The organism is Bradyrhizobium sp. (assembly GCF_049691595.1).
Classification (GTDB): Bacteria; Pseudomonadota; Alphaproteobacteria; order Rhizobiales; family Xanthobacteraceae; genus Bradyrhizobium.
Genome location: NZ_JBAVNZ010000125.1, coordinates 1 through 5822, shown reverse-complemented (window position 1 = coordinate 5822; position 5822 = coordinate 1). Strand labels below are relative to the sequence as shown.

The following is a 5822-nucleotide window of genomic DNA, read 5'->3' as shown; positions in this document are numbered from 1 at the left end:
CCCTACGAAATCGTGCGTCAATCCCGCGCGATGATCTCGCGCTCGCCTTGATGCAGGTTGGCCGGATTGAGCAGGTCGCCGGCGCGCCGACGGACGAGAAATCTGGGCCGCCGTGTCCGGATCGCGTTGTGCCGACGGCGGCGGGCGGCCGGCTCGCGCGGCTTGTCTTCGGGCAACAGCGGAAGTCCGAAGATGTCGCTCCACATCTGCCAGGCGGATGCGATCTCGTCGTGGTCGGCGCTTGCGCCCAGCGGAATCGTCAGTGACGGATCGCGGTGAACCAGCACCAGCATCCGCGCGTCGTCGAGGCCGCGCAGCGCGACGCCGAGAAAATCGCTGACGCTGATGTTGACGGCCATCCGCATGCCGCGGACTTCACGGCGCAGCACCACGCGTTCGCGATGAAGCTCGATCTGCCGTACGCCGCCGTCTGCGCGGCTATCCTGCGCATGAAAGCTGAGCGGCAGGGAAAGAGGGTCGAGCCGCAGCGCGCGGCTCGACCCGGCGGGATTGATCCCGCCTGTTGCTGTTTGACGCCTCACGGCTTTGGTCTCCCCGCCGGGATTATGCTCCCGGTCGATACGCGAGACCTTAGCCGGACCATTTCCGTTTCGACTTAAAAAGGCTGGTTAATCCGCCGTCACCGCCCCCGCTTTTGCCGGCATGATTGACAAGACCTTGGCTCGCATGATTGACGAGAGCTTGCTCGATTGCCGAAATTGTTTGGCTTTTGGCCGCGCAAAATGCTTGAACTCCCTGTGAATCAGGCACATCTGGTGGGTTGGGGGATCAGCGTTCCTGCCCCGCCCAATCCTCAGGATTTTGTTCGTGAACTCTTCACCATCCACCGCTTCGCCGCTTTCAAAGAAGCCGGCGACCTCCGACCTGTTCGATCAATCCGCACTCAGCATGCTGGCGCAGCGCCTGGTCGAGGCCGCCAGGCGCGCGGGCGCGGACGCCGCCGATGCGGTCGCGGTGCGCGGCGTCTCGCAGGGCGTCGAGGTGCGCGACGGCCGCGTCGAGGAATCCGAGCGCTCGGAGGGCGACGATGTCGGTTTGCGCGTCTTCGTCGGCCAGCGTCAGGCGGTGGTCTCCACCAATGACGTCAGCGGCGATGGCGTCGCCAAACTGGCCGAGCGCGCGGTCGCGATGGCGCGCGTGGCGCCCGACGACAAATATGTCGGGCTTGCCGATCCGTCGCTTTTGGCGCGCGATTTCCCCGATCTCGACCTGCTCGACAGAGAAATTCCGTCGACCGCGGAACTCGAACGCCGCGCCTGCGAAGCCGAGGCCGCCGCACTCGCGGTCAAGGGCGTTACCAAATCCGGCGGCGCGTCGGCCTCGACCGGAATCGGCGGCATGGTGCTGGTGACCTCTACCGGTTTCCACGGCGCCTATCTGCGCTCGAGCCAGGGCATCTCGATGACGGCGATATCGGGCGAAGGCACCGGCATGGAGCGCGACTACGACTACAGCTCGGCGCCGCATGCATCCGATCTCGCTTCGCCCGCAAGCGTCGGCTGCAAGGCGGGCGAGCGCGCCGTGGCGCGCGCCAATCCGCGCAAGGTCGAGACCTGCAAGGTGCCGGTCGTGTTCGACCCGCGGGTTTCGGGATCGCTGGTCGGCCATCTCGTCGGCGCGGTGAATGGCGCTTCGATCGCGCGCAAGACCAGTTTTCTGAAAGACCGTCTCGGCGAGCAGCTGTTCGCCGACAACATCCGCATCATCGACGATCCCTTGCGCCTGCGCGGCCTGCGCTCGCAGACCTTCGACGTCGAGGGCGTCAAGGTGAAGAAGCTCGCTTTGATCGATCAGGGCGTGCTGACCTCGTGGCTCTTGGATTGCGCGACCGCGCGCGAACTGGGGATGGTTTCCACCGGTCATGCCCATCGCGGCGTATCCTCGGCACCCTCGCCGGCATCCTACAATCTGCATCTGGAGGCCGGCGAGGTGACCCCGGCCGAGCTGATATCGGACATCAAGCAGGGTTTTTACGTGACCGATTTGATCGGCTCCGGCGTCAATGGCGTCACCGGCGACTACAGCCGCGGCGCGTCCGGCTTCTGGATCGAGAACGGCGAGATCACCTATCCGGTGAGCGAGGTGACGATCGCCGGTCATCTGCTGCCGATGTTCAAGTCCCTCGTCCCCGCCAACGATCTGGAATTCCGTTACAGCGTCAACGCGCCGACGCTGCGCATCGAGGGCCTGACGCTTGGCGGACGCTGATACCGACGACATCACCACGGCGCGCGACGCCGCGTTGCTGACGGAGTGCGTGCGCGAGGCCGGCGCGCTGGCGCTGTCGCTGTTTCGTACCGAACTGAAGAACTGGACCAAGGGCGCCGCCTCGCCGGTCTCCGAGGCCGATATCGCCGTCAACGATCTGCTGGAGAGCCGGCTGCGTTCTGCGACGCCGGATTATGGCTGGCTCTCGGAAGAGAGCGCCGACGACGAGGCGCGTCTCGACAAGCGCCTGGTCTGGATCGTCGATCCGATCGATGGCACCCGCGCCTATCTCGCCGGTCGTGAAGACTGGTGCGTCAGCGTGGCGCTGGTCGAAAGGGCTTCGCCGGTGCTGGCGGCGGTGTTTGCGCCGGTCAGCGGCGAATTTTTCTTCGCCATCCGCGGGCAGGGCGCGACGCGTAACGACGCCGCCGTGCACGCGACCGCCGGTGCCGATCTGGATTTCTCCCGCATGGCCGGTCCGAAGCCGCTGGTGCAGCGGCTGAGCCCGTCACCGGATGAAATCTCGCTTTATCCGCGCATCGGATCGCTGGCGCTTCGGCTGTGCCGGGTCGCGCAGGGAAGTCTCGACGCCGCTTTTGCCGGCGGCCAGAGCCGCGACTGGGATCTTGCCGCGGCGAATTTGATCGTGCAGGAAGCGAATGGTAAGATGACTGCGCTCTCGGGGGATGCGATTGAGTACAATCGCCGGGAGGTGGCGCATGGGGTGCTGGTGGCTGCGGGACACGATCGTCATGCGCGCATTGTCGAGCATTTCCGGAACCGTCCGCTGCCCTGAATAAGTCAGCCATACGCCACGAGTCTTGCTTGCCGGGCACCTCGTTAGGAAAGACAATCATGCCAGATAGTGCCCCGCCGCAACTGCTTCATCTCGTTATCGGCGGCGAGTTGACCGATCTGGAGCACACGACGTTCAAGGATCTCGACCAGGTGGAAATCGTCGGCGTGTTCCCCAATTACGCAGCCGCCTATGCGGCCTGGAAGGCGAAGGCGCAGCAGACCGTGGACAATGCCCACATGCGCTATTTCGTGGTTCACCTCCACCGGTTGCTCGATCCGGGTCAAGAAACAAAGCTTTCCCGTTGAAACGACTACTTCGCGATTTGCTGCGCTCTGGCTGGGTTCAGCGCACGCTCGGCGTGCTTGCGGCCGAATATCTGCGGCTGGTCTGGCTGACCAACAAATTCAGCTACGACCCCCCCAACATCTATGAGATCGTCGAACCGGACATGCCGGCGATCTTCGCGTTCTGGCACGGCCAGCATTTCATGACGCCGTTCATCAAGACCAAGGCGAGCTATCGCGCCAAGGTGTTGATCTCGCGCCATCGCGACGGCGAATTCAACGCGATTGCCGCCGAGCGGCTCGGCATCGGCACGATCCGGGGCTCCGGCGATCATGGCGGGGCGTTCCACCGCAAGGGCGGCGTCGGCGCATTCAAGGAGATGGTGCGGGCGCTGGAGGACAAATGGAACGTTGCGACCACCGCCGACGTGCCGAAGCGTGCGCGGGTCGTCGGTCTCGGCGTCGTCATGCTGGCGCGGGAGTCCGGGCGCCCGATCATGCCCTTTGCGATGGCGACCAGCCGGTTCGTCCGGTTGAAAAACTGGGATAGCACCACCATAAATCTACCCTTCGGGCGCGGCGCGGTGGTAGGTATTGATGCGGTATTCGTGCCGCCGGATGCCGACGCCGAGACCATGGAAAAACTGCGCCTGCAGGTGGAAACTTATCTCAACGAAGCGACCCGTCGCGCCTATGCGGCCGTCGGGCGCCCGGAGGCCGCGCTTGGCTAGCTCGCTGCCGATGACGTTGCGCGTCTACCGGAAACTGTCGCTCGCGATGGTGGCGCTTGTGCCCGCGCTGATCAAGCGGCGGCTGAAGCTCGGCAAGGAGGATCCGGCGCGCGTCAGCGAACGCCGCGGCCTGAGCCGGGGCGTCCGGCCGCAGGGGCCATTGGTCTGGATTCACGGCGCCAGCGTTGGCGAGGTGCTGGCCGCGGCCGGGCTGATCGAGAAGCTGCGGGCGCTGAACCTGCGCATCCTGCTGACCTCGGGCACGGTGACTTCGGCGGCGATCGCCGCCAGGCGGTTTCCCGCCGATGTCATTCATCAGTACGCGCCCTACGATTCGCCGCGCTATGTGGCGCGCTTTCTCGATCACTGGCGCCCGTCGCTGGCGCTGTTCATCGAGTCCGACCTGTGGCCGAACCTGATCCTGTCGAGCGCGGCGCGGCGCCTGCCGATGGTCCTGATCAACGGGCGGATGTCGCATCGTTCGTTTCCGCGCTGGCGCCGCGTCTCTGGCACCATCTCGGCGCTGCTTGGCCGGTTCGACCTCTGCCTGGCGCAATCGCAACTTGACGCGGACCGGTTTGCGACGCTCGGCAGCCGCAATGTCGTCACCACGGGCAATTTGAAGCTCGATGTCCCGGCGCCGCCCGCGGATGCCGCCAAGCTCGAGCGGCTGATGTCGGTGACGCGCGGCCGTCCGATCGCGGTCGCGGCATCCACCCACCCCGGCGAAGAGGAAATTCTGCTGGAAGCGCACAAGACGCTCGCCGGATTTTTTCCGTCGCTGTTGACAGTGATCGTGCCGCGACATCCGGATCGCGGCGAGGCCATCGCCCGCCTTGTCGCCACCTCCGGCCTCCATGTCAGCCTGCGCTCACGCCAGGAATTGCCTACCGCCGCGACCGACATCTATGTCGCCGATACCATCGGCGAATTGGGGCTGTTCTACCGGTTGTCGCCGATCGTGTTCATGGGCGGGTCGCTGGTTGAACATGGCGGGCAGAATCCGATCGAAGCGGTCAAGCTCGGCGCCTCGATCGTGCATGGTCCCCACGTGTTCAATTTCGCCGACGTCTACGAAGCGCTCGACCGGGCGGGCGGTGCGCGCCGGGCCGAAACGCAGGAGGCGCTGGTCAAGCAGCTCGGACAGTTGCTCGCCGATCCCGCGGCGCGCGACGCATCCGTTGCGGCGTCGACGCGCGTGGTCGAGCAGCTCGGCGGCGCGCTTGACCGCACGCTGGCGGCGCTTGAGCCCTATCTGTTGCAGCTGCGGCTCGAAACGGGCGCCGCCCATGCGTGAGCCGGGATTCTGGCACGCGCCGTCGTCGCTGAAATCGCATTTGTTGAGGCCGCTTGGCGCGCTGTACGGCGCCATTGCCGCGCAACGGCTGAAGCGCAAGGGACTGCACGCCGGCGTCCCCGTGCTCTGTGTCGGCAATTATCATGTCGGTGGCGCCGGCAAGACGCCGACGGTGCAGGCGCTGGCGAAAATTCTTCGCGATCTTGGCGAGACGCCGGTGGCGCTCAGCCGCGGCTATGGCGGGAAACTGCGCGGGCCGGTCAGGGTCGATCCGGCGCGGCATGCGGCATCCGACGTCGGCGACGAACCGCTGATGCTGGCCGGCACGCTGCCGGTGGTGGTCGCGCGCGACCGTGCCGCCGGTGTTCCGCTGGCGCGATCGCTCGGCGCCAGCGTGATCCTGATGGATGACGGCTTTCAGAACCCGGCGGTTGCCAAGGATGTGTCGCTGATCGTGATCGACGGCGCCCGCGGCCTGGGCA

Annotated in this window: 7 protein-coding genes; 6 read left to right on the top strand and 1 reads right to left on the bottom strand. The window is 65.8% G+C overall.

Annotated elements, in window-relative coordinates; translation table 11 throughout:
* Positions 1-17 precede the first annotated feature (17 nt).
* Positions 18-542: a DUF6101 family protein gene (locus WCE35_RS05645; RefSeq protein ID WP_424592364.1), complete on the bottom strand. Its 525-nt coding sequence runs from the start codon at positions 540-542 to the stop codon at positions 18-20.
* A 286-nt stretch (positions 543-828) separates the two neighbouring features.
* On the opposite strand from WCE35_RS05645, the gene WCE35_RS05640 reads away from it, so the two are divergent.
* The 6 genes from WCE35_RS05640 to lpxK form a co-directional block, all read left to right on the top strand.
* Positions 829-2229 carry a TldD/PmbA family protein gene (locus WCE35_RS05640; protein ID WP_424592363.1) on the top strand — a complete coding sequence of 467 codons (1401 nt, stop codon included), beginning with the start codon at positions 829-831 and terminating at the stop codon, positions 2227-2229.
* Entirely contained in the window at positions 2216-3025 is an 810-nt protein-coding gene (locus tag WCE35_RS05635) for a 3'(2'),5'-bisphosphate nucleotidase CysQ (protein ID WP_424592362.1), read from the top strand. The genes WCE35_RS05640 and WCE35_RS05635 overlap by 14 nt, the downstream gene beginning before the upstream one ends.
* A 59-nt stretch (positions 3026-3084) precedes the next feature.
* A complete protein-coding gene (locus tag WCE35_RS05630) occupies positions 3085-3333 on the top strand; it encodes a DUF4170 domain-containing protein (protein WP_424592361.1) in 249 nt (82 codons plus the stop codon).
* Positions 3330-4043: a lysophospholipid acyltransferase family protein gene (locus tag WCE35_RS05625; RefSeq protein ID WP_424592360.1), complete on the top strand. Its 714-nt coding sequence runs from the start codon at positions 3330-3332 to the stop codon at positions 4041-4043. The genes WCE35_RS05630 and WCE35_RS05625 overlap by 4 nt, the downstream gene beginning before the upstream one ends.
* Positions 4006-5340 carry a 3-deoxy-D-manno-octulosonic acid transferase gene (locus WCE35_RS05620; RefSeq protein WP_424592359.1) on the top strand — a complete coding sequence of 445 codons (1335 nt, stop codon included), beginning with the start codon at positions 4006-4008 and terminating at the stop codon, positions 5338-5340. The genes WCE35_RS05625 and WCE35_RS05620 overlap by 38 nt, the downstream gene beginning before the upstream one ends.
* Positions 5333-5822 (top strand): tetraacyldisaccharide 4'-kinase (gene lpxK / locus WCE35_RS05615; protein WP_424592358.1); only part of this gene is annotated, 490 nt, incomplete at its 3' end. The genes WCE35_RS05620 and lpxK, both read left to right, overlap by 8 nt.

Bases quoted from the DNA above. Each gene is read 5' to 3' on its own strand.
- WCE35_RS05630 (WP_424592361.1), top strand. From the start codon at position 3,085: ATGCCAGATAGTGCCCCGCCGCAACTGCTTCATCTCGTTATCGGCGGC.
- WCE35_RS05620 (WP_424592359.1), top strand. From the start codon at position 4,006: ATGCGGCCGTCGGGCGCCCGGAGGCCGCGCTTGGCTAGCTCGCTGCCG.